The organism is Saccharopolyspora sp., assembly GCF_017434145.1.
Classification (GTDB): domain Bacteria; phylum Actinomycetota; class Actinomycetes; order Mycobacteriales; family Pseudonocardiaceae; genus Saccharopolyspora_C; species Saccharopolyspora_C galaxeae.
On sequence record NZ_JAFRFW010000532.1, the window covers coordinates 1 to 3,779 of the forward strand.

5 protein-coding genes and 1 tRNA gene are annotated in these 3,779 nt (G+C 70.5%); 5 read left to right on the forward strand and 1 reads right to left on the reverse strand.

Features of this window, described 5'->3' with window-relative positions; translation table 11 throughout:
• The first annotated feature begins 135 nt into the window (after positions 1-135).
• Complete coding sequence (locus IJH84_RS14785) at positions 136-612, forward strand: hypothetical protein (protein WP_295145427.1); 477 nt, start codon at positions 136-138, stop codon at positions 610-612.
• Here the strand turns inward: IJH84_RS14785 and IJH84_RS14790 are convergent.
• Positions 594-679 (reverse strand) — tRNA-Leu (locus IJH84_RS14790). The two genes, IJH84_RS14785 and IJH84_RS14790, sit on opposite strands and share 19 nt — an antisense overlap.
• A 120-nt stretch (positions 680-799) precedes the next feature.
• On the opposite strand from IJH84_RS14790, the gene IJH84_RS14795 reads away from it, so the two are divergent.
• The 4 genes from IJH84_RS14795 to IJH84_RS14810 form a co-directional block, all read left to right on the forward strand.
• Positions 800-2,152: a M20/M25/M40 family metallo-hydrolase gene (locus IJH84_RS14795; RefSeq protein ID WP_295145430.1), complete on the forward strand. Its 1,353-nt coding sequence runs from the start codon at positions 800-802 to the stop codon at positions 2,150-2,152.
• A gap of 49 nt (positions 2,153-2,201) precedes the next feature.
• A complete protein-coding gene (locus IJH84_RS14800) occupies positions 2,202-3,212 on the forward strand; it encodes a tyrosine-type recombinase/integrase (protein ID WP_200072577.1) in 1,011 nt (336 codons plus the stop codon).
• A 157-nt stretch (positions 3,213-3,369) separates the two neighbouring features.
• Positions 3,370-3,549, forward strand: a complete 180-nt coding sequence (locus IJH84_RS14805) for a hypothetical protein (protein ID WP_200072576.1) — start codon at positions 3,370-3,372, stop codon at positions 3,547-3,549.
• A gap of 49 nt (positions 3,550-3,598) precedes the next feature.
• Positions 3,599-3,779 (forward strand): LLM class flavin-dependent oxidoreductase (locus IJH84_RS14810; RefSeq protein WP_295145433.1); only part of this gene is annotated, 181 nt, incomplete at its 3' end.

Consider the following 3,779-nt stretch of genomic DNA (forward strand, 5'->3'; position numbering starts at 1 on the left):
CGAAAGATGGAGGCGAGTCCGCGGGCGCACGGGCTGTCCTACCGGTGCCCGGCGCGCACGCTCGCGCCCGGCTCACCGGCGCTGGACTCGCACCCGCCCGCGGTGTAGCTCCGCGAGGACATGATTCGGGACGCCGTGAACGACTGGCTCCGCCACGTGTTCGCCCCCGAGAACGTCGATCAAACCGTCGCCGGACTGGTCGCCTCACAAGGCGACTCCGGCGGTGTCCCAAGCGAGCGGGCCAGGCTGAAAAACAAGCTCGCCGACGCCGAAACCCGGCTGAGCAAATTCCAGGCAGCGATCGAAGCCGGAGTGAACCCCGCGGCGATGGTGGAGGCGATCAACACGGCCCAGAGCGAACGAGCAGCCCTGAAAGCCGAACTCGACCACGCACCCACGCCCAGCACGTACACGGACGCGGAGGTTTACGCGATGATCGACTCACTCGGAGACCTCGGTAAGGACATCTCGAAGGCCAAGCCCGAACGCCTGGCGAGCATCTACGAGTCCGTTGACCTGCACGTCCAGTTCGAACACGCCACAAGGGCCGCATATGCAACTATCCACCCGGTAGGCCGGGTGGATAGTGCGCGTGTCCGAGGGGGGACTTGAACCCCCACGCCCATTAGTAGGGCACTAGCACCTCAAGCTAGCGCGTCTGCCATTCCGCCACTCGGACGCCTCAGCGCCGCCTGTGTTGCCCGGCGGCCTCTGCTGTGTTGTGCCCATAGATTAGCTGATCGTTTTCAGGGCTCGGAACCCACCCCCCATCGCCGCGACGGGATGGTAGAAAAGCCTGGTGAGTGAGCAGATCGAGAGCGCATCCGGTGGGGCGGACGCCGGGCTGCGGCTGGCCGAGGACGAGGTCGTCGGGCTGGCGAGTGAGCTGATCCGGATCGACACGACGAACACCGGTGACCCGGCGACCCTGGCCGGGGAGCGGGCGGGTGCGGAGTACGTCGCCGAGAAGCTCGCCGAGGTCGGGTACGAGACCACCTACGTCGAGTCCGGGGATCACCCTGGCCGGGGCAACGTGGTCGCGCGGTTGCCCGGTGCCGATTCGCAGCGGGGCGGGCTGCTGGTGCACGGGCACTTGGACGTGGTGCCTGCGGATCCCACCGAGTGGTCGGTGCACCCGCTGTCGGGGGCCGTGCAGGACGGTTACCTGTGGGGGCGCGGGGCGGTCGACATGAAGGACATGCTCGCGATGAGCCTCGCGGTGGCGCGGCGGTTCAAGCGGGACGGGATCACGCCGCCGCGGGACATCGTGTTCGCGTTCCTGGCCGACGAGGAAGCCGGCGGGTTGCAGGGCGCGCAGTGGCTGGCCGATCACCGGCCGGAGTTGTTCGAGGGCTGCACCGAGGCGATCAGTGAGGTCGGCGGGTATTCCGTCACCTTCGACGACGGGGTGCGCGCCTATCTCGTGCAGACCGCGGAGCAGGGCATCCGCTGGCTGAAGCTGCGGGCGCGGGCGCGTGCCGGGCACGGGTCGATGGTGCACGACGACAACGCGGTGACCCAGCTCGCCGAGGCCGTGGCCAAGCTCGGCAGGCACCGGTTTCCGCTGGTGCTCAACGATTCCGTGCGGGAGTTCCTGGCGGGGGTCAGCGAGCTGACCGGCTGGGACTTCCCGGCCGACGACCTCGATGGCGCGGTCGCCAAGCTCGGCGGGCTTTCGCGCATCGTGGGCGCGACGCTGCGCGACACCGCGAACCCGACGATGCTCACCGCCGGCTACAAGCACAACGTGATCCCGTCGGTGGCCGAGGCTGCGGTGGACTGCCGGATCCTGCCGGGTCGTGAGGAGGCGTTCGACCGGGAGCTCGCGGACCTGCTCGGGCCGGACGTGGAGCGGGAGTGGGTGGGGCTGCCGCCGGTGGAAACCCGCTTCGAGGGCCGCTTGGTGGACAACATGCAGGCTTCGCTGCTGGCCGAGGACCCGGCCGCGAAGACGCTGCCGTACATGATGTCCGGCGGCACGGACGCGAAGTCGTTCAGCAGGCTCGGCATGAACTGCTACGGGTTCGCCCCGCTGCGACTGCCCGCGGACCTGGACTTCTCGGCGCTGTTCCACGGCGTGGACGAGCGGGTGCCGGTGGATGCGCTGCGCTTCGGGGTCCGGGTGCTGGACCGGTTCCTGCGCACTGCCTGAGCGCGTTGTCGGTGCCTTCTGGTTCCATCGGCGTGGAGATGATCACCCGATGGTCGAGGAGGTGCCTGCGGTGCGGGAGGCCGGTGGTTCGGTGGCGTACTGGACCGAGGTGTACTTGGAGCACCTGCAGGCCCGGAAGCTGGCCGCGAACTCGCTGCGCGCCTACCGCCGCGACCTCGGCTCGGTCGGTGCCGAGCTGGCGGAGCTCAGCGGGCTGGCAGTCGATGCGTTGCCGGTCGCCGAGGTCACCGCCACGGTGCTGCGTTCGGCGTTCGCGCGGCACGCCGCGGCCCGGTCGGCGTCCTCGGTGACTCGCGCGTGGTCCACTTGGAACGGCCTGTTCGGGTTCCTCGTCGTCGAAGGCGCCGTGGGCGGCAACCCGATGCAGGTGGTTCCGAAGCCCCGCACCGCGCCGGCGACCCCGAAACCGCTGCAGGGCGAGGAAACTCCGGAACGGCTGTTGCGCTTGGTCTCCGAGGGCGCGCGCCGGGCGCGCAACCCTTGGCCGGAACGGGACCTCGCGGTGCTGGCGGTGCTGCTGTGCACCGGAGTGCGCTCGGCGGAGCTGCTGGAGCTGACCGTCTCGGCGCTGGCCGGACGGCCCGGTGACCGCCGGTTGCACGTGCAGGGCAAGGGCGGCAAGAACCGCTCCATCCCGATCGAGGGCGCACTGGACGAGGTCGTCGGCGACTACCTGCGGACCCGCCGGACCCGGTTCGGCGAACGCCTCCCGGGCGGCGCCGCGCTGTTCGTGGACCACCGCGGTGAGCCGTTGCGCCGCGGCGGGCTGCAGTACCTGGTCCGGCAATCGATGCGCGCGGCAGGCATCTCCGATCGGGTGCAGCCCGGTGCGATGGTGCACGCGCTGCGGCACACCTTCGCGACCCGGCTGGCCGAGGACGGGGCGAACGCCGCCGAGATCGCGAAGCTGCTCGGGCACGCCTCCATCAATTCCAGCCAGACCTACATCGACGTGACCGCCCGGGAGCAGCGGCTGTCGGTTCGCGCGAACCGCACGCACCAGGTGCTGGGGGAGTTGTCCCGGCAGGACGGGCGGTGACGGACCAGCGCGTGATCTTGCGGGACGGTCCGGGAAGGACACTCGGCCGATGCCGTTCCGCCCGGGCGGTCCGGTGACGTAGGTTGGCGTGCGATCGTCGCGTGTCCACAGTGGCACGACGACCGGGCTCGCCGAACCGGTGTGGGAGGTGCGGACCTTGGACCGGAAGACGCTGATCGTGCTGGCCGTCGTCGCCGTGGCCCTGTTCTTGGTGATCCGCGATCCGGTCGGGGCCGCCGCGAACGTCCAGCGCGGATTCGGGCTCCTGGTCCAGGCCATCCAGGGGCTGTGGGCCGCGTTGAACGAATTCCTGGCCGCGGTTTCGCGGGGCGGCTGAGCGGCCACCGCCGGGAATCCGGGCCGCGTGCACCGGCGTTGGTGCCGGTGTGACCAACCCGCTGCGCTTCTCGGTCCTGGACCGCTCGCTGGTGCGGAGCGGCCGGAGCCCGTCGGAGTCGTTGCCGCGCACCGTCCGGTTCGCCGCGGAAGCCGAAGCGCTCGGCTACCACCGGTTCTGGGTTGCCGAGCACCACGGCGTGCCCGGGGCGGCCGGATCGGCGCCGACCG